This window comes from Phyllobacterium sp. RCAM01083 (genome assembly GCF_055685835.1).
On record NZ_JBVFZN010000005.1, the window covers coordinates 385,845 to 403,233 of the forward strand.

At 59.8% G+C, this 17,389-nt stretch carries 17 protein-coding genes; 8 read left to right on the forward strand and 9 right to left on the reverse strand.

Features of this window, described 5'->3' with window-relative positions:
• Nucleotides 1-408: 408 nt before the first annotated feature.
• The 3 genes from ACZ25R_RS08560 to ACZ25R_RS08570 are packed head-to-tail and all read left to right on the forward strand — an operon-like array spanning nucleotide 409 to nucleotide 2,918.
• Nucleotides 409-1,449: a methionine ABC transporter ATP-binding protein gene (locus ACZ25R_RS08560; RefSeq protein ID WP_464663320.1), complete on the forward strand. Its 1,041-nt coding sequence runs from the start codon at nucleotides 409-411 to the stop codon at nucleotides 1,447-1,449.
• Entirely contained in the window at nucleotides 1,439-2,104 is a 666-nt protein-coding gene (locus tag ACZ25R_RS08565) for a methionine ABC transporter permease (protein ID WP_472460718.1), read from the forward strand. Before ACZ25R_RS08560 ends, ACZ25R_RS08565 begins: the two co-directional genes overlap by 11 nt.
• A 31-nt stretch (nucleotides 2,105-2,135) precedes the next feature.
• Nucleotides 2,136-2,918: a MetQ/NlpA family ABC transporter substrate-binding protein gene (locus ACZ25R_RS08570; RefSeq protein ID WP_472460719.1), complete on the forward strand. Its 783-nt coding sequence runs from the start codon at nucleotides 2,136-2,138 to the stop codon at nucleotides 2,916-2,918.
• Nucleotides 2,919-2,976: 58 nt separating this feature from the next.
• Here the strand turns inward: ACZ25R_RS08570 and ACZ25R_RS08575 are convergent, their stop codons facing one another.
• The 9 genes from ACZ25R_RS08575 to ACZ25R_RS08615 form a co-directional block, all read right to left on the reverse strand.
• Nucleotides 2,977-4,047 (reverse strand): sn-glycerol-3-phosphate import ATP-binding protein UgpC, encoded by a 1,071-nt coding sequence (locus tag ACZ25R_RS08575; RefSeq protein ID WP_464661263.1) that lies wholly within the window; start codon nucleotides 4,045-4,047, stop codon nucleotides 2,977-2,979.
• 6 nt (nucleotides 4,048-4,053) lie between these two features.
• Nucleotides 4,054-4,902: a sn-glycerol-3-phosphate ABC transporter permease UgpE gene (gene ugpE / locus ACZ25R_RS08580; protein WP_346305246.1), complete on the reverse strand. Its 849-nt coding sequence runs from the start codon at nucleotides 4,900-4,902 to the stop codon at nucleotides 4,054-4,056.
• An 11-nt stretch (nucleotides 4,903-4,913) separates the two neighbouring features.
• A complete protein-coding gene (ugpA, locus tag ACZ25R_RS08585; RefSeq protein WP_464661262.1) occupies nucleotides 4,914-5,804 on the reverse strand; it encodes a sn-glycerol-3-phosphate ABC transporter permease UgpA in 891 nt (296 codons plus the stop codon).
• 65 nt (nucleotides 5,805-5,869) lie between these two features.
• Nucleotides 5,870-7,180: a sn-glycerol-3-phosphate ABC transporter substrate-binding protein UgpB gene (gene ugpB, locus ACZ25R_RS08590; RefSeq protein WP_403177107.1), complete on the reverse strand. Its 1,311-nt coding sequence runs from the start codon at nucleotides 7,178-7,180 to the stop codon at nucleotides 5,870-5,872.
• Between the two features lie 162 nt (nucleotides 7,181-7,342).
• Nucleotides 7,343-7,942 carry a bifunctional nicotinamidase/pyrazinamidase gene (gene pncA / locus ACZ25R_RS08595; RefSeq protein ID WP_472460720.1) on the reverse strand — a complete coding sequence of 200 codons (600 nt, stop codon included), beginning with the start codon at nucleotides 7,940-7,942 and terminating at the stop codon, nucleotides 7,343-7,345.
• Between the two features lie 81 nt (nucleotides 7,943-8,023).
• Nucleotides 8,024-9,193, reverse strand: a complete 1,170-nt coding sequence (gene nagA, locus ACZ25R_RS08600; RefSeq protein WP_472460721.1) for an N-acetylglucosamine-6-phosphate deacetylase — start codon at nucleotides 9,191-9,193, stop codon at nucleotides 8,024-8,026.
• A complete protein-coding gene (locus tag ACZ25R_RS08605; RefSeq protein ID WP_223612689.1) occupies nucleotides 9,190-10,200 on the reverse strand; it encodes an SIS domain-containing protein in 1,011 nt (336 codons plus the stop codon). Before ACZ25R_RS08605 ends, nagA begins: the two co-directional genes overlap by 4 nt.
• Nucleotides 10,201-10,217: 17 nt before the next feature.
• Nucleotides 10,218-11,006 carry a GntR family transcriptional regulator gene (locus ACZ25R_RS08610; protein ID WP_223612690.1) on the reverse strand — a complete coding sequence of 263 codons (789 nt, stop codon included), beginning with the start codon at nucleotides 11,004-11,006 and terminating at the stop codon, nucleotides 10,218-10,220.
• Complete coding sequence (locus ACZ25R_RS08615; protein ID WP_472460722.1) at nucleotides 10,999-11,892, reverse strand: glucosamine kinase nucleotide-binding domain-containing protein; 894 nt, start codon at nucleotides 11,890-11,892, stop codon at nucleotides 10,999-11,001. The genes ACZ25R_RS08610 and ACZ25R_RS08615 overlap by 8 nt, the downstream gene beginning before the upstream one ends.
• A gap of 191 nt (nucleotides 11,893-12,083) precedes the next feature.
• Here ACZ25R_RS08615 and ACZ25R_RS08620 point away from each other — a divergent pair, with 191 nt between their 5' ends.
• The 5 genes from ACZ25R_RS08620 (at nucleotide 12,084) to ACZ25R_RS08640 (ending at nucleotide 17,365) form a co-directional block, all read left to right on the forward strand.
• Nucleotides 12,084-12,995, forward strand: coding sequence for an N-acetylmuramic acid 6-phosphate etherase (locus tag ACZ25R_RS08620; protein WP_472460723.1), 912 nt, complete (start codon nucleotides 12,084-12,086; stop codon nucleotides 12,993-12,995).
• Nucleotides 12,996-13,029: 34 nt separating this feature from the next.
• The gene (locus ACZ25R_RS08625; protein WP_472460724.1) at nucleotides 13,030-14,289 is read left to right on the forward strand and encodes an ABC transporter substrate-binding protein; all 1,260 of its coding nucleotides are present in this window, start codon (nucleotides 13,030-13,032) and stop codon (nucleotides 14,287-14,289) included.
• A 209-nt stretch (nucleotides 14,290-14,498) separates the two neighbouring features.
• Entirely contained in the window at nucleotides 14,499-15,449 is a 951-nt protein-coding gene (locus tag ACZ25R_RS08630) for a carbohydrate ABC transporter permease (RefSeq protein WP_223612693.1), read from the forward strand.
• Between the two features lie 12 nt (nucleotides 15,450-15,461).
• Nucleotides 15,462-16,301 (forward strand): carbohydrate ABC transporter permease, encoded by an 840-nt coding sequence (locus ACZ25R_RS08635; protein WP_223612694.1) that lies wholly within the window; start codon nucleotides 15,462-15,464, stop codon nucleotides 16,299-16,301.
• On the forward strand, nucleotides 16,298-17,365 hold the full coding sequence (locus ACZ25R_RS08640) for a Gfo/Idh/MocA family protein (protein WP_472460725.1): 1,068 nt from the start codon (nucleotides 16,298-16,300) through the stop codon (nucleotides 17,363-17,365). The genes ACZ25R_RS08635 and ACZ25R_RS08640 overlap by 4 nt, the downstream gene beginning before the upstream one ends.
• Nucleotides 17,366-17,389 lie beyond the last annotated feature (24 nt).

Sequence of the window (17,389 nt, forward strand, 5' to 3'; positions counted from 1 at the left end):
ACCGGCTGGCGCGGTGTGTCTGCTTCGCTCTCAAATGGATCGCGTGTAAAACGCCTGTTCAATCCATTGCCCGTTTTCACAAAGCATCGCTAGAAATGCAGAGTTGAATCATTTGAGGTAAGCGGTTGTTTCGAATGGGAATTTTCAACTATAGTCGAGTGCGCCTGGCGTGATCTTGACGCATAGTTCCGGCCGCCGGCCGATGAACCCACGATTTCCAGCATCGAAAATGTTCATGCTTGCCCGTAAGCCCTATCGAAAAGTCGACCGGATCGGTATAGACGGTCGCAAACAGACAACAGGGCGGCTGCACAGGCAGCGCAAATGATGATGACGGTTGTAACACGGAAGACGGGAGAAGCGGCGGGAACGGCTGCGGGTGATGGATTGACCGCGGCGGCTGATCCGATGGTGGCGTTTGAAGACGTTTCCAAGCGCTTTGCGGCAGGACGTACCAGTGCGGAAGTGACGGCGCTCGACGGTGTCGATCTGATTGTCCCGCGCGGCTCCGTCACCGGCATTATCGGCCGTTCCGGCGCGGGCAAGTCCACCCTGATCCGCCTGGTCAACGGGCTGGAAAAGCCGACAAGCGGCCGCGTCGTTGTCGACGGGGTGAATATTGCCGAGCTTGATGAAAAGAGGCTGCGCGACCTGCGCCGCTCCATCGGCATGATCTTCCAGCATTTCAATCTGCTTTCGTCGCGCACGGCTTTCGACAATATCGCCCTGCCGCTCGAAATCGCCGGTGTCGACAGACAGACCATCGAAAAGCGGGTGACACCACTGCTCGATCTGGTGGGGCTGTCGGACAAGCGCAATCGCTATCCCTCCGAACTGTCCGGCGGGCAGAAGCAGCGCATCGGCATCGCGCGGGCTCTGGCAACGGAACCAAAACTGCTCCTCTCGGACGAAGCGACATCGGCACTTGATCCTGAAACAACCCGGTCGATTCTTGCCCTGCTCAAGACCATCAACAAGGAGCTTGGCCTCACGGTGCTGCTGATCACCCACGAGATGGAAGTGATCAAGACCATTGCCGATCACGTGGCGGTTATCGATGGCGGACGCATCGTCGAACAGGGCCCGACTTTCGATGTGTTCACCGGTCATACCCATGCGACGACCCGGTCGCTGCTGGGTGGATTGGCAGGGCTGCATCTGCCGGAGTTTTTGACGCGGCAGATGGTCGAGAAGCCGGAGCCGGGCTTGCGGACGATCCTGCGCATCATCTTCAAGGGCGAGAATGCGACGGAGCCCATGCTGGCGCGGCTCGGCAGCGATCTCGGTATCGAGGTCAATATCATGGCCGGTGCGGTCGACGAGATTGCCGGGCGCCCCTTCGGCATGCTGGTTGTTTCCCTGCTCGCCGATGAGGCAAAGATAGTCCAAGCCCGAAGCTTTCTTGCCGATCACGGCCTGTCATCGGAGGTTGTCGGCTATGTCCGCTGATATTTTTGCACTGCTGGTGAAGTCCACCGGCCAGACGCTGTACATGGTCGCCGTGGCGGGCCTGATCGGCTCGTTGTTCGGCATTCCGCTCGGTGTTTTTCTGGCGACCAGCGGCCGCGGCGAGCTTTTTGCTGCGCCTTCGGTCAACAAGGTGCTCGGGCTTGTCGTCAATGCGGCCCGCTCGACGCCCTTCATCATTCTGGTCGTCGCCATCATTCCCTTCACCCGCATCATTGCCGGGACCTCCATCGGAACCACCGCGGCGATCGTACCGCTGACCATTGCAACCATTCCCTTCATTGCGCGGCTGGTTGAATCGGCAATCCGCGAGGTCGACCCGGGGCTGACCGAGGCTGCCCGTGCGATGGGTGCCAGTCCCGCCCAGATCGTGTTCAAGGTTCTGCTGGCCGAAGCGCGTCCCGGCATCACATCGGCCCTGACACTCACCATCGTCAGCCTGATCGGTTATTCCGCCATGGTCGGTGCCGTCGGCGGCGGCGGGCTCGGCGATCTCGGCATTCGCTACGGCTATCAGCGCTTCATGCCGGATGTGATGGCCATCGTGGTTCTGGTGCTGATCGTGCTGGTTCAGCTTGTGCAGAGCGCCGGTGACCGGCTGGCACGGCGGTTCGACAAACGCATCCGCCCCCGCTGAAAACGCGTTTACGTTAAAACAGGAGAGTACAATGTTGAAGAAAATCCTCGTCACCGCTGCGGTGGCGGCAATGCTCAGCGCGACGGGCGCTCTGGCCGAAACGATCAAGATCGGCGTGACGCCGGGCGAACACGCGCAGATCATGGAGAAGGTCAAGGAAATCGCCAAGCCGAAGGGCCTCGACATCGAGATCTTCGAATTTTCCGACTATGTCGTGCCAAACCAGGCGCTGAACGACGGCGAGCTTGATGCCAACTCATTCCAGCACAAGCCTTATCTCGACAACCAGATTGCCGACCGCAAGTTCGATCTCGTTGATGTCGCCAACACAGTGAATTTTCCGATGGGCGTCTATTCGAAGAAGGTGAAGAGCTTCGATGCACTGGCCGATGGCGCGACGATTGCCATTCCGAACGATCCGACCAATGGCGGCCGCGCGCTGCTGATCCTTGCCGACAAGGGCGTGATCAAGCTGAAGGAAGGTTCAGGCCTCAAGGTGACGCTCGCCGATATCACCGAGAACACGAAGAACTTCAAGTTCGTCGAACTGGATGCTGCCCAGCTGCCGCGTTCCATCGACGATGTGGATGCCGCTGCCATCAACACCAATTACGCGCTTGAAGCCGGCCTTGATCCGATGAAGGACCCGATCCTGAAGGAAGGCGAAAAGGCGCCCTACGTCAACCTGATCGCCGTGCGCAAGTCCGACAAGGACAAGCCCTGGGTCAAGACGCTGATCGAATCCTACCATTCCGATCCGGTCAAGCAGTTCATCCTCGACAAGTACAAGGGTGCGGCTGTTCCAGCCTGGTAATCGACACTTTCACTCCCCTTCGCCGATGGGTGGAGGGGAGTGGTTTGCTTTAATGTCTTCAGATGCGCTTGCCGTTGCCGCCGAAAAGATGCAGCTTTTCCTTGGGGATGATCACCCTGAGATGATCGTCAGGCTGTGACACGGAGCGGCCAGCAACCCGCACGACAACCCGCTCACCCCCAATGATGCCATAGACATAGCTTTCCGCGCCGACCGGCTCGACACCGAGCACCTTAAGGTCGAGCAGCAGGCCGCCAATGTGGTTTTCCGTGCCGGTGGCAACCTCCAGATCTTCCGGACGGAACCCGATCACCGCATCCTTGTCGGATACGGCAAGCCCCTCGGCGCCGATCCGCGTGCCGTCCCTCAGGATCAGGCCGGATTCGCCGGCGGTCACCGGAATGAGGTTCATCGGCGGTGCGCCGATGAAGCTGGCGACGAATGTGCTGGCGGGTTTTTCGTAGATATCCAGCGGCGCGCCGATCTGTTCAACCGCACCGGCATTCATCACCACGAGAATATCGGCGAGCGTCATGGCCTCCAGCTGGTCGTGGGTGACATAAACGCTGGTCACGCCGAGCTGGCGCTGCAGGTTCTTGATTTCTACCCGCATCTGGCCGCGCAGCTTGGCGTCAAGGTTGGACAGCGGCTCGTCGAAGAGGAACACTTTCGGGTTGCGCACGATGGCGCGGCCCATGGCGACGCGCTGCCGCTGGCCGCCTGAAAGCTCGCGCGGACGCCGTTCGAGCAGATGTGCCAGCTCCAGCGTTGCCGCTGCTTCACGTACGCGCTTGTCGATCTGGTCCTTCGGCATGCCGCGGTTGCGCAGGCCGTAGGCCATGTTGTCGTAGACCTTCATATGTGGATAGAGCGCATAGTTCTGGAAGACCATGGCGATGTCGCGTTCGGCGGGGCCGAGATCGTTGACAACCTTGTCGTCGATCTTGACCGTGCCGTCGGTAATGGATTCCAGCCCCGCGATCATGCGCAGGAGGGTCGATTTTCCGCAGCCCGACGGGCCGACAAGCACGCACAAGGCGCCGTCCTTGATGTCTATGTCGACGCCTTTGACCGCCTCGACGCCGCCGGCATAGACCTTGCGGACATTGGTGAGTTCAACACTTGCCATATGGGATCATTTCTCCGTTTCGACCAGACCGCGCACGAACCAGCGTTGCATCAGCACAACGACGAGGATCGGGGGGAGGATGGCCAGAATGCAGGTCACCATCACGAGATGCCATTCGGTGTCGGCATCGGCGAAGGAAATCATTTTGCGCAGACCGATGACGATGGTCGTCATGTCATTACGGTTCGTCATCAGCAGCGGCCAGAGATACTGGGTCCAGCCGTAGATAAAGAGGATGACGAACAGCGCTGCGATGTTGGTTTTGGACAGGGGCAGCAGGATGTCCTTGAAGAAGCGCCATGGGCCTGCACCGTCGACGCGCGCCGCTTCCACCAGCTCGCCCGGTATGGTCATGAAGAACTGCCGGAACAGGAGGGTTGCCGTTGCCGATGCCATGAGGGGAACCGTCAGGCCCGTATAGGTATCGATGAGGCCGAGATCGACCATGACCTTGTAGGTCGGCAGGATGCGGACTTCGACCGGCAGCATCAGGGTGATGAAGATCAGCCAGAAGAAGACCATGCGGCCGGGAAAGCGGAAGAAGACGATGGCATAGGCCGACAGGATCGAAATGATGATTTTGCCGACGGCAATCGCCAGCGCCATGATCGTGCTGTTGATGAGCAGGCGGCCGACACTCACGCCGCCGATGCGGCCGATACCGCCGAAAAGCGCCGTCGTGTAGTTTTCCCAGAAATGCCCGCCGGGCAGCAGGGACAGCGGCGGCCGCATGATATCCTGCAGCGACTGGGTTGACGCGATGAAAGCGTAGTAGATCGGGAACGCCACGATCAGGATGCCGACAATCAGGATGATGTGGGCGACGAGACGGCCGATGGGATTGTTCTGGATCATCTCTGCGCTCCTCAGCCGTAATGCACTTTGCGCTCGACATAACGGAACTGGATCGCCGTCAGGCCGATGACGATGACCATCAGGATCACCGATTGCGCCGCGGAGTCGCCAAGGATCAGGTTGACGAAGCCGTCATTGTAAACCTTGTAGACCAGTGTCTCCGTCGCCTTGCCGGGGCCGCCGCCGGTGACGGCATGAATGATGCCGAACGTGTCGAAGAAGGCGTAGACGGTGTTGACGACCAGCAGGAAGAACGTCGTCGGGGCAAGCAGCGGGAAAACGATGGTCCAGAAGCGCTTGGTTTCGCCGGCGCCGTCAATGGCGGCGGCTTCGATCAACGATTTGGGAATGGACTGCAGCCCGGCAACGAAGAACAGGAAATTGTAGCTGATCTGCTTCCACGCGGCGGCGGCAACCACCAGCAGCATGGCCTGGTTGCTGTTGAGCAGCGGGTCCCAATTGTAGCCAGCGGAGCGGATCATATAGGCGAATGTGCCCATCGAGGGATTGAACAGGAACAGCCAGAGCATGCCGGCAATGGCCGGGGCCACGGCGTAGGGCCAGATCATCAGGGTGCGGTAGACACCTTTGCCGCGAATGACCTTGTCGGCCATGACGGCAAACAGCAGCGCGAAGCCCATGGCAATGACTGCCGTGGCGATGGAGAAGATGACCGTGACCTGCAGCGAGTTCAGGTAGTTGGGGTCACTCAGGATGCGCTTGAAATTGCCGAGGCCGACGAACTGTGTCGACAGGCCGAACGGATCCTCGCGCAGCACCGACTGGCGGATGGCCTGGGACGCGGGCCAGTAGAAAAAGACAATCGTGATGGCAAGCTGCGGCGCCAGCAGCAGATATGGCAGGACCTTGTTCGGAAAAGTGACACGCGTTGACGATGCCATGATTGCCCCTCTTGAAAAGAGCCCCGTCCGCAAGACATGCGGACGGGGCGTTCATGAACCGGCTCTTACTGGCCGTTCGCCTGTTTGATGGCTGCATTGCCGCGCTTGACGGCATTGTCGAGCGCCTGCTGGGCGGTCTGCTTGCCGGAGAGCATGTTCTCGAACTCTTCGTTCTCGATATCACGCACCTGCGGCAGGTTCGGCAGGCGGACGCCCTTGGAGTTTTCCGTCGGCGCCTTGCCCATCATCTGCTTGATCGGAATTTCGCGGGCGGGGTTCTTGTCGTAGAAACCGGACTTCTTGGTGTCCTCATAGGCGGCAAGGGTCACCGGCAGATAGCCGGATACCTGGTGCAGGCGGGCCTGGATGTCGGTGCGCGACAGGAAGGTGAAGAAGGCGGCAACGCCCTTGTATTCCGCGTCGGACTTGCCGGCGAACACCCAGAGGCTGGCGCCGCCCGGTGTCGTGTTCTGCGGTGCACCCTTGGCATCGGGGTCATAGGGAAGCTGGCCGGTGCCGTAGTTCATGCCCGACTTGACCACATCGCCCAGGCCGCCGGAGGATTCGGTGAAGATGCCGCATTCGCCCGACAGGAACAGCGGCTTGGCTTCGGATGTGCGCCCGCCGTAACGGAAGGTGCCATCCTTGGCGAGGTCGGCCAGTTCCTGGAAATGTTTGACATAGATCGGCGCGTTGATCTTCAGTTCGACATCGGTTCCGGCAATGCCGTTTTCATTGGTGCCGTAGGAGACATTGTTCCAGGCGGCAAAGTTTTCCGTGTGGATCCATGTCAGCCATGTCGAGGTATAGCCGCATTTGGCAGCGCCGCTGGTCTTGATCTTCTTGGCTGCATCCCAGACTTCCGGCCAGGTTTTTGGCGGGTTGTTTTCATCCAGCCCGGCCTTCTTGAAGATATCCTTGTTGTAGTAAAGGATCGGCGAGGAGCTGTTGTAGGGGAAGGACAGCATCGTGCCGTCCGGCTTGGAATAATAGGCGACGATGCCCGGCAGATAGAGGCTCTTGTCGAACTTTGCGCCGCCCATCGAGAGAATGTCGGCCACCGGTTTGATGGCGCCCTCGGCGCCCATCATGACGCCGGTTCCGGCGTCGAATACCTGCATGATATGCGGGGCCTGCTTGGCACGGAACGCGGCAATGCCGGCGTTCAACGTTTCCGGATAGGTCCCCTTGAACACTGGAACGACCTTGTAGTCGCTCTGGCTTTCGTTGAATTCCTTCGACAGGGTTTCAACAACCTCGTTGTTGGCACCAGTCATGGCGTGCCACCAGCTGATTTCGGTGACGGCAAAGGATGAGGTGGACGATGCGAGGATAAGTCCAAGCGCAAGGCTGAGCGAAGTGCCGCGAAATGTCATGTATGTCTCCCATAATGAGGCGTCGTTAGGAACACGCTTATTGGATGCGCTTATGGGCACTATCCTCATTATGTGACAGAGAAACAACAGTTTTATGACTTTGGTCGAATGTCTGGGTTAACGCCTGTGGAAAAAATGCTCAGCTGTTCACTTTTGTGCCGGTCAGATGAGGGTGACGCCGGCCTTGCGCATATTCGTGACCATGGCGGCCAGTGAGCCGCCCATGTCGATGGCGCGGCAGGCATCGAGCAGCACATCGGCGGTAAAACCGTGCGCCACCGCATCCAGCGCGGAGTAGGCGACGCAATAGTCCGTTGCCAGCCCGACAAAGGTCACATTGGTGATGCCGCGCTCGCGCAGGTAGCCGGCAAGGCCGGTCGGGGTCTTGCGGTCGTTCTCGAAAAACGCCGAGTAGCTGTCGATGTGGGGACGGAAGCCCTTGCGGATGATCAGTTCGGCCTTGGTCCACTGCAGATCCGCATGGAAATCGGCGCCCGGCGTGCCCTGAATGCAATGGTCCGGCCACAGCGTCTGGTCGCCGTAGGGCATTTTCACCGTGTCGAAGGGCGCCTTGCCGGGATGGGAGAAAGCGAAGCTCGAATGGCCGGCCGGGTGCCAGTCCTGCGTCAGGATGACGTGATCGAACCGGATGATCAGTTTGTTGATGATCGGGACGATTTCGCTTCCGCCATCCACGGCCAGTGTACCGCCCGGGCAAAAATCGTTCTGCACATCGATGACGACAAGCGCATCCCCAGCCATTTCATTTCTCCGATTGTCCGGTGGTCCGAATGTCAAATTCGTTCCACTAGGGATGGCAGTATGGACAATCGGAGAAAGTCGTCAACTCGGGTTTCGGGCGTAATGCAGATCGCCGTCGATCCAGACGTGATCGACCTCAAGCGCATCATCGAGATGCACGATATTGGCGACATATCCGGTGCCGATGCGCCCGTAGCGATGATCGATCCGGATGCTCTCGGCGGGATAGAGCGAGGCCATCCGCAGGGCTTCCTCCAGGTCCAGCCCAAGCTCGCGATGGACGAAGCGGACTGCCGAAATCATGTCGAGATCGGCTCCCGCCAACGTGCCGTCTTCGAGCGTCAGGCGGCCGTCATGCCGCCGGATCGTCCGTCCGTTCAGCGTGAAGGTGGTGATATCCGTGCCGATGGTCGACATGGCGTCGGTCACGAGAAAAATCCTGGCCGGACCCTGCTTGGCACGCAGGGCAATCGCCATCGAGGCCTTGCTGACGTGGAAACCGTCGGCAATCAGCCCTGCCGACAGTTCGCCGGTTTCAAGGATGGCGCCGACAACGCCGGGGCTGCGGTTCCCGAGCTGGCTCATGGCATTGAAAAGATGGGTTGCCATGGACGCGCCGGCGTCCTTGGCCGCGACCGCCATTTCATAAGTTGCGCCGCTGTGGCCGATGCTGACGATGACGCCCGCATCGACCATGGCCTTGATCTTGTCGACGGGAACGGTCTCCGGGGCGACGGTGGTGAGCAGTACCGGCAGTGCCTGCACGGCTTCCACGATCGCCACGAGATCGCTGTCCTCCATCGGGCGGATAAGCGCGGGATCGTGCGTGCCCTTGTGCGAGACGGAAAGGTGCGGCCCTTCGAGATGCAGGCCGATAAATCCGGTGACTTTTTCCAGCGCCGCCGCCTTGCCGGCGGCAATCGCCGCATTGGTGATGGCGGGGGTGTCGGTGATCAGGGTTGGCAGGAGGGCCGTCGTGCCGAAGGCGAAATGCGCCTGGCAGATGGTCCTGATCGCCTCGACGCTCGGGCCGTCGTTCAGAAGAACGCCGCCGCCGCCATTCACCTGCACGTCGATGAAACCGGGCACAAGCTTGCCGCCGTTGAGCGCGACCCGGCGAACATCCGCAGGGATGTCCGCCTGGGCAACGATACCGGTGATGGCGCCCGCATCGACGAGAATTGCCGAACCGGCATGCCAGGTTTCGCCGTCAAAAATGTCGGCGCCGGTCAGTGCATAGACAGTGCTCATATTGTTTCAGTCACTTTTCTCAAATGCGGTGGCTCGTCTGGATTCAATCCGCGGCTGCGGGCGAAATCTTCCACGAAAGCATAGAATGATACCAGCAGAGTGAGCGGGTCCGTCAATGGGTGCGACGTCGCGATGAACGGCAATGCGGTGGCTTTCGACGGCTTCGCCGAGGTCAGGAAGACAGCGGCTTCCTGTTCGGCAAGGCGATCGGCAGCCTGCACGATTGAATCCTCGGCCGCATCGCGCGCTGCAAGCACCAGCACTGGGAAATCCTTGCCGACGATGGCCTTGGGTCCGTGCATGACTTCGGCGGCGCTGTAGGATTCCGCGTGCATGGCGCTGGTTTCCTTGAATTTCAGCGCCACTTCGTTGGCAATGGCAAGGGATGGTCCGCGTCCAAGCACGAAAAGCGAGTTTTCGCCCTTCATGGCGGCGCCGAACGGCGACCAGTCGCAGCGGATGGCCGCGGCAAGGGCCTTGGGCAGTTCATCGATGGCGGCAAGCAGTTCTTTGTTCTGCGTCCAGTGGCCGATCATGGCGAGCCCGGCGACCGCCGAGCTGACAAAGGTCTTGGTGGCGGCGACGCTGCGTTCCTGTCCCGCCAGGATATCGATGGCGAGATCGCTGGCATAGGCGAGATCGGAATTGATTTCATTGGTGATGGCGAGCGTCAGCGCGCCGCTTTCGCGTGCCGCCTTGGTCATGCTGACAATGTCGGGGCTCTTGCCGGACTGGGAAATGGAGAGCGTTGCGGCGCTCTCGAGTTTCAGGGTGATGCCATAGATCGAGGCGACGGACGGTCCAAGCGAGGCGACGGGAATGCCTGCGGTCAGTTCCGTCGCGTATTTCAGATAGGCTGTCACATGGTCCGATGAACCGCGGGCAATGGAGGCCAGGAAGGGCGGGTTCTTCTCGCGCAGTCTTGCTCCGGCATTGGCCAGCGTATCGCGGGAAGCGTCGAGAAACCGCGCGGTTACATCGGGGATGGAGCGAATTTCTTCGCGCATGAGAGTTCCGTTGGTGGTCAAAGTACTGCTCCTGAAATTTCCGAGGAGTCGCCGAGCTTCAGCTCCGCGACAAATTCATAGGCATCCGCCCGATAGATCGACCGGGTAAATTCGATCACTTTTCCCGATTCGAGATAGGATATGCGCTCGATGTTGAGGCTGGCGGAACCCGCGGGCACCTCGAGCAATTTGGCATCGGCCTCCTTCAGGATTGCCGCCGAAATGCGCTGAATGGCGCGGGCCGGGCGATTGCCGCCCTCCGCCAGCACCGCATAGAGCGACAGCGTGACCAGTTCCGGATTGGGCAGCACCTGAATGGACAGGGCGGCGCGTTCAATCGCCATGGGCGTGTCATTGGCAACGCGCAAGCGGCTGATGCGGGCAACTTTCTCGCCCGAGGAAAGACCGAGCGTGACCATTTCTTCCGGCGAGGGCGGATAGATGCCGCGATCGAGCCATGTGGACCGCACGATCATGCCGCGCCGCGCCATGTCCTCGGTAAACGAGGTCAGATGCGACAGCGATTGCTCGACCCGCTCCGAACGGGGCGCGACAAAGGTGCCGGAGCCATGCCGCTGCACGAGCAGGCCGGTGTTGACCAGCCCCTGAACCGCCTTGCGCACGGTGACACGCGAAATATCGGCAATGGTGGCAAGTTCCCGTTCGGGCGGCAAGGCATCGCCAGGCTGCAGCATGCCGTCGCGGACAGCCGTTTCAATCAGCCGCTGCAGCTTGACGTAGAGCGGGCCGCCGCTGGCGGAACCGTCGTTCAGGGAAGGCAGGATATCGATCAACCCGTCAGCCATGCACGGCCTCCTTGCGCGCCGGCGCGAAGTTTTTCACCGCCAGTTGCACCGCGCCCGTCAGCGCGTCATGCAGCGGCTTTTGCAGCTTTGCCCGGTAGGGGGGCGAAAGACGCCGTTCGAACAATGGCCCCAGTCCGCCGATCAATGACAGGCGTTCCTGCGCGGATGGCATGATGGCGTCGAGCCCCTCTTCGATCTGTGCCGCCGCCCTGTTCACAATCGCCAGTGCCACGGCATCGTTGCGGGCAGCATACTCAAAAACCAGCGGCGTAAGCGTACCGAAATCGCTGGGGCGTGCCGCATGGGCAAACTCGACGATCCGGTGAGGATTGTTTTCAAAGCGTTGGAGGACGGCCTCTGTCAGGGGTGACGAAGGGTGAAACCGGTCATGGGCCAGCAGGGCCTCTTCCAGGAGATCGCGGCCGATTCGCGCGCCGCCGCCAAGATCACCCACCTTGAAGCCCCATCCGCCGGCAAACCGGATGTCATCGCCTTCGCGTGTGACGAACAGGGTGCCTGTGCCGATGATGACCACGGTTCCATCATTGTCGCCGAGCGCACCCTGCAGGGCGATCGTGCCATCGGATGTCACCAGGGAATGCTGAAAGGGCAGGGTCGTCCGCAGCTTCTCGCCATTGCCGCCGACCATGGCGCCAGCGAGCCCAAGAACCGCCGCGGTCGCGGGAATCATTGCGGCGTCGATCCCGGCTTCGGCAAAGGCTGCATTTGTCGCGCCGAGAATATTCAGGCGCGCGTTTTCCATGTCGGTCATGATGTTGGCCGAACCGCTTTTGCCGATGCCCAGAACATGGCCTGTCATATCGGCCACGGCTGCCCTGCAGCCTGTTCCACCACCATCAATTCCCAGGAGATATGTCACACTCATTGCCCTCCGAAAATAGAATACCAATAAAATACCAATAGCCAAGCGTTAATTCCAGGTTTTTTCCACTTTTATTCATCATGCTGATTTTATTGAATAATTTAACTTGTATGAAAAACAGTGCATGATTTTTTTAAGAACCTCTGGACAAGTGGTATTTTTTTGGCATTAATTATCGCAACGAGGAGAGGCGAGTGGTGGTAACCCGTACCGAGCAACGCAACGACAAGGCATCCGGATTGGACGAGCGATCGCCAGCCGATGTTTTGCGTTTGCTGCACGAGGCGCAGATCGAGGCAGCGGCTTCGGTGGCGCGGGCGACGGATTCCATTGCCGAGGCCGCGCTGCTCGCCGCCGAAACCCTGGCCGCGGGCGGGCGTATCGCCTATGCCGCCGCCGGCAGCTCCGGCCTGATGGCACTTGCCGATGCACTCGAACTGCCCGGCACCTATGGCATCGCGCCGGACCGCGTGGTGATCCTTCTGGCGGGTGGTGTCGAAAGTCTTGTTCGCCTTGCCGGCGGGTATGAAGATGATGTCGAGCAGGCCGCCCGCGATATCGCTGGCGCCGGCCTTGGGCAGGGCGATTGCCTGATTGCCATTTCCGCCAGCGGCACGACGCCCTATGCGGTGGCGGCCATCGATGAAGCCAGGCGGCGCGGGCTGAAGATCATCGCCATTGCCAACAATCCGGCTGTACCGCTGTTCAGGCATGCAGACGTGGCGATCACGCTGGAAACACCGCCGGAAATCGTCGCCGGTTCGACACGCATGGGGGCAGGGACCGCGCAGAAAATTGCGCTCAATCTTCTCTCCACGCTCATGGCCGTGCATCTGGGCCACGTGCATGACGGCTACATGGTCAATCTTGTTGCCGACAACGAAAAGCTGCGCGAACGCGCCGCTCTCATCGTTTCGGCTATCGCCGCCTGCGACATCGCCGATGCGAAACAGCATCTGGCTTCAACCGATGGATCAGTAAAGCGCGCAATCCTGCTGGCAGCGGGTGCAACCGACGCAAAACAGGCATCACACATTCTCGAAAGCAATCAACAGAGGCTACGCCCGTCGCTTTCGACACTGAAAGGGAGCCTCGGCTCTCGTTAACGGCACTGCTCAAAGGGTGCAACAGGAGACTAAAATGGGAAGCACGACTTTAAAATCACTGCTCATGGCAACGAGCATCCTGGCTTCGGCCGGCTTTGCTCATGCCGCCGATACAACGCTGACAATCGAAAGCTGGCGTACGGACGATCTTGCCATCTGGCAGGAAAAGCTCATTCCGGCCTTTGAAGCGAAGAATCCCGGGATCAAGGTCAAGTTCGCTCCGACACCACCGACCGAATATGATGCCGCTCTTGGCGCCCGCTTCGATGCCGGCAGCGCCGGTGACATCATCACTTGCCGTCCGTTCGACAAGTCGCTGGAACAGTTCAAGCGCGGCAACCTGTCGAGCCTGAAGAGCCTTCCGGGCATCGAAAACTTCACGCCTGTAGCCAAGGCAGCATGGAGCACCGATGACGGTTCCGACACGTTCTGCGTGCCGATGGCATCGGTCATTCACGGCTTCATCTACAACAAGGATGCCTTTGACAAGCTGGGCATTGCAGTTCCAACGACCGAAGCCGAGTTCTTCGCCGCTCTCGACAAGATCAAGAAGGACGGCACCTACATTCCGCTCGCTATGGGCACGAAGGATCTCTGGGAAGCCGCAACCATGGGCTACCAGAACATCGGACCGAACTACTGGAAGGGTGAAGAAGGCCGTACCGCGCTGATAAAGGGTACGCAGAAGCTTACCGATGCCGATTGGGTTGCGCCTTACAAGACGCTTGCCAAGTGGAAGGATTATCTCGGCGACGGTTTCGAAGCCCAGACCTATCCGGACAGCCAGAACCTGTTCACGCTCGGCCGTGCGGCGATCTATCCCGCCGGTTCGTGGGAAATCTCGCTGTTCAACACGCAGGCACAGTTCAAGATGGGCGCGTTCCTGCCACCGGTGCAGAAGGCCGGCGACACCTGCTACATCTCCGACCATGCCGATCTTGGCGCAGCGATGAATGCCAAGAGCAAGAATCCGGAAGCGGCCAAGAAGTTCCTCAGCTGGGTTGCTTCGCCAGAATTCGCCGACATCTATGCCAATGCGCTGCCGGGCTTCTTCAGCCTGTCGTCGACACCGGTCAAGATGAAGGACCCGCTGGCGCAGGAATTCGTGTCCTGGCGCGAAAAGTGCAAGCCGACGATCCGTTCGACCTATCAGATCCTGTCGCGCGGCAAGCCGAACCTGGAAAACGAAACCTGGGTTGAATCGGCCAATGTGATCAACGGCACCGATACGCCCGAAGTTGCAGCCAAGAAGCTGCAGGACGGTCTCGACAGCTGGTACAAGCCTGCGAAGTAAGCAATTGAATGCCGGGGCGGTTCGCGCCGCTCCGGCATTTCGCTTATTCCGAGCAAATTTTGTTTATGCGAAACCAAGGCCGATGTATTTGGGCCCAAACAAAACGTGCTCAGAAGTGGCAATCATTGCCGCTGCATTCGTTTGACGAACGGCAGTCGTGGACCGGTTTTCCATGACCAACAAATCAATAAGCAGGGGTTTGCGAGTTAATGAGCACGGCCGACTATTCCCAGTCTGACAGCGGTCAGGACAAACGCGCACGGCGCTGGCACATCCTTGTGTTCCTGCTGCCGGCGGTGATCGTCTATACGGCGATCATGATCCTGCCCTTGATCGAAACGCTACGCCTGTCACTGTTCAACGTGGTTGACGGGCAGAGCGTGTTTGTCGGTTTCGGCAATTTCCAGACCCTGTTCGGCGAACCGCGCTGGTCGGCGAGTTTCTGGAACGCGCTGCGCAACAATTTCGTGTTCTTCCTGATCCATATGCTGGTGCAGAACCCGATCGGCGTCGCCCTGGCTGCGCTGTTGTCGGTGCCGAAGCTGCGCTTTGGCGCCTTTTACCGCACGGCGCTGTTCCTGCCGACCCTGTTGTCCTTCGTGATCGTCGGTTTCATCTGGAAGCTGATCCTGTCGCCGATCTGGGGCGTATCGCCCTACCTGCTTGATCTCGTCGGCCTGAAATCACTGTTCGCGCCCTGGCTGGGCCGGCCGGACACGGCGCTGATCACCGTATCGCTTATCTCGGTCTGGCAGAATGTCGGCATTCCGACGATGCTGATCTACGCATCGATGCTGAGCATTCCCGAAGAAGTTCTCGAAGCGGCGGAATGCGACGGCATTACCGGCTGGAGCCAGTTCTGGAAGATCAAGCTGCCGCTGATCTTGCCCTCCATCGGCATCATTTCCATCCTGACCTTTGTCGGCAATTTCAACGCCTTCGACCTTGTCTATACGGTGCAGGGCGCGCTTGCCGGCCCCGACGGGTCGACCGATATTCTGGGAACGCTGCTGTACCGCACCTTCTTCGGCTTCCAGCTGCAGATCGGCGACAAATCCATGGGTGCGACCATTGCCACGGTGATGTTCCTGATCATCCTCACGGGTGTGTGCATCTATCTCTTTGCCATCCAGCGGCGCATGCGCCGGTACCAGTTCTAGGAAGGTCCCGTCATGGCAAAAGCCCGTACATCACCCCTCCGCTCCGGCTTCGTTCACGTCGCCCTGATCATCTACACGCTGATCGCGCTGTTTCCGGTGTTCCTGATCATCATCAATTCGTTCAAGGACCGGGCGTCGATCTTCCGCAACCCGCTTGGCCTGCCGAATGCATCCAGCTTCAGTCTGGTCGGTTACAACTCGGTGCTGACACAGGGTGATTTCACCCTGTATTTCCAGAACAGCCTGATCGTCACCTCCGTGTCGATCTTCTTCGTGCTGCTGTTCGGCGCCATGGCGGCCTTCGCCCTGTCGGAATACCGCTTCCGCGGCAATTCGCTGATGGGGCTTTATCTCGCCCTCGGCATCATGATCCCGATCCGCCTTGGAACGGTCGCGATTCTGCAGGGCATGGTTGCGACGGGCCTCGTCAACACCCTGACCGCGCTGATCCTCGTCTACACCGCGCAGGGTCTGCCGCTCGCCGTGTTCATTCTCACCGAATTCATGCGCACCGTGTCGGATGACCTGAAGAATGCCGGCCGCATCGACGGTCTGACGGAATATTCGATCTTTTTCCGGCTGGTGCTGCCGCTGGTCAAGCCTGCCATGGCGACGGTCGCCGTGTTCACGATGATCCCGATCTGGAACGATCTGTGGTTCCCGCTGATCCTGGCGCCAAGCGATGCCACCAAAACTGTCACGCTCGGCTCGCAGGTATTCATCGGCCAGTTCGTCACCAACTGGAATGCCGTTCTGGCGGCGCTGACCCTCGCCATCCTGCCGGTACTCGTCCTTTACTTCTTGTTCTCGCGGCAACTGATCCGCGGCATTACATCGGGAGCAGTCAAATGAGCGCCAATACGCAAAAGCCCGTGCGGGTTCTGGTTGCCGGGCTTGGCAATATGGGCCGGAGCCACGCGCTCGCCTATCACAACAATCCCGGCTTCGAGATTGTCGGGCTGGTCAACCGCTCCGTCGTGCCGCTGGCCAGGGAATTGCAGGGCTACACGATCCATCCCTCTTTCGAACAGGCGCTGGCCGACCTCAAGCCGGAGCTGGTTTCGATCAACACCTACTCCGACAGCCATGCGGACTATGCCGTTGCCGCCATGGCGGCGGGTGCCGACGTCTTTGTCGAGAAACCACTGGCCACCACCGTCGCCGATGCGCAGCGTGTGGTCGCTGCGGCCAAGCAGTATGGCCGCAAGCTGGTGATCGGTTACATCCTGCGCCACCATCCGTCATGGGTGCGGCTGATTGAGGAAGCCCGCAAGCTTGGCGGCCCCTATGTCTTCCGCATGAACCTCAATCAGCAGTCGAGCGGCGCGACATGGGAAACCCACAAGGCGCTGATGCAGACCACATCGCCCATCGTCGACTGCGGCGTGCATTATCTCGATGTGATGCTGCAGATCACCGACGCCACGCCGGTTCAGGTGCGCGGCATGGGCGTGCGGCTTTCCGACGAGATCGATGCGAAGATGTACAATTACGGTCATCTGCAGGTTCTCTTCGACGACAATTCCGTCGGCTGGTACGAGGCGGGCTGGGGGCCGATGATTTCGGAAACGGCTTTCTTCGTGAAGGACGTGATCTCGCCCAATGGCTGTGTGTCCATCGTCATGGACCAGAACGCCAAGTCGGATGATATCGACTCGCACACCAAGACATCGACCATCCGGCTGCATTCGGCCGGGACAGGTGCGGACGGGCGTTTTGCTAAGCCGGACGAACTGCTCAACATGGCGGGCGAACCCGGCCATCAGGAGCTTTGTGACCTGGAGCAGGCCTTTGTTCTCAAAGCCATCCGCGAGGATCTCGACCTGGGCCGCCACATGCAGGATGCCGTGCGGTCGCTCAGTGTCTGCCTTGCGGCGGATGAAAGCGTGCGCACCGGCAAGCCGGTAGACCTGTAATTAAAAGTTTGAAGACGGGAACAA